The organism is Kitasatospora sp. P5_F3 (genome assembly GCF_054049135.1).
The window spans coordinates 1-1,430 of sequence record NZ_JBFUMY010000186.1; the positions used below are offsets into that span (position 1 = coordinate 1).

The 1,430-nt window shown below is 67.3% G+C and carries 3 protein-coding genes; 1 reads left to right on the forward strand and 2 read right to left on the reverse strand.

Features of this window, described 5'->3' with window-relative positions; all coding sequences use genetic code 11:
- Both ACXJMZ_RS37215 and dcd read right to left on the reverse strand, forming a co-directional pair.
- On the reverse strand, positions 1-116 hold a 116-nt coding region (locus ACXJMZ_RS37215), incomplete at its 3' end, for a dCTP deaminase domain-containing protein (RefSeq protein ID WP_457034420.1).
- Positions 113-640, reverse strand: coding sequence for a dCTP deaminase (gene dcd, locus ACXJMZ_RS37220; RefSeq protein ID WP_057235727.1), 528 nt, complete (start codon positions 638-640; stop codon positions 113-115). The genes dcd and ACXJMZ_RS37215, both read right to left, overlap by 4 nt.
- A gap of 150 nt (positions 641-790) precedes the next feature.
- Between dcd and ACXJMZ_RS37225 the strand changes: the two genes are divergently transcribed.
- The coding region (locus ACXJMZ_RS37225) for an ROK family protein (protein ID WP_457034419.1) at positions 791-1,430 on the forward strand (640 nt) is incomplete at its 3' end.

Consider the following 1,430-nt stretch of genomic DNA (forward strand, 5'->3'; position numbering starts at 1 on the left):
GTGTCGCCGAGCCGCCAGTCATAGGCGTTCGGCGACAGCCGGCGGGGATCGAACGGCTCGATGGCGATATCGCCCGCCTCGACCGCCTTGACGATTTCGGCTCGGGTGAGAATCACAGCTGCCCCAATTTGTCACGCCAGTAGCGCGATTCCTGCGGACCGACGGCCCCCTGGTACTTCCCGGAATACGGTTCGATCTCACCGAGCGTGTCGAAGAACATGATCTGCCCGATCTTCATACCCGGGTACACCCGCAGCGGCCGGATCGGCGACAGCATCAGGGTCCACTGGCCGTGGAATCCGATGTCCCCGATCGGGGCGGTGATCTCCACGAAGAGCCCGAGCCGCCCGACCGAGGACCGCCCGAAGAGCAGCGGCACGAAGCAGTCCGAGCCGACCTCCTCCACCGTGTGCCCCAGGTAGAGCTCGTCGGGCTGCAGCACGTAGCCGTCGGAGTCCATCTTCATGGCGTCGGTCGGGTTCGGCCGGTACGCGTCGATGACGCCGCTCGTGTAGGTGACGAGCGTTTCACCGAGGCAGACGTTGTAGCTGTTCGGATTCACCTGGTCACGATTGAACGGCGATATAGAGATCTTTCCATTTCTCGCGGATTCAACGATTTCAGGCCCCGTAAGGATCACAAGAGACACCACTCTTCTACTCTGAAATGAGGATTTGACCGCGGGATGATGCTATGCATTTCTCCGACAATACGTCAACTGGTTGCCGGAATCCGAAAAGCCGTCCGCACGGGCTGGATCAATTCGCGGGGATAGGCCACACTGTCTCCCGTGAAACACGTCATAGCCCTGGATGTGGGCGGTACCGGAATCAAGGCCGGCTTGATCGGAGCGGGCGGCGAAATGCTGCACCGTTCGCAGTTGGCCACCCGCCGTGAGCGCGGACCCGACGCGGTGGTGGAGTCCATCCTCGACTTCGCCGCCGAACTGCGCGGCCACGGCGAACGTCATCTCGGCGAACCGGCCTTGGCGGTCGGCGTCGCCGTGCCCGGCATCATCGACAGCGCGACCGGTACCGCCGTCTACGCCGCCAACCTCGGCTGGCGCGACGTCCCGCTCGGCGCGCTGCTCAGCGACCGGCTGGGCGCCCTCCCCGTCGCCCTCGGTCACGACGTCCGGACCGGCGGGCTCGCCGAGAGCCGGATCGGCGCGGGCCGGGACGTCGACCGTTTCCTCTTCCTCGCCCTCGGCACCGGTATCGCGGGCGCGATCGGCATCGGCGGGCGGATCGAGGCGGGTGCGAACGGCGCTGCGGGCGAGATCGGCCACATCGTCGTACGCCCCGGGGGGACCCGGTGCGCCTGCGGCCAGCGCGGCTGCCTGGAGCAGTTCGCGTCGGCCTCGGCCGTCGGCCGGGCCTGGGCCGCCGCCGCCGGCCGACCGGCGGCCGACGCGGCGGACTGTGTACGGG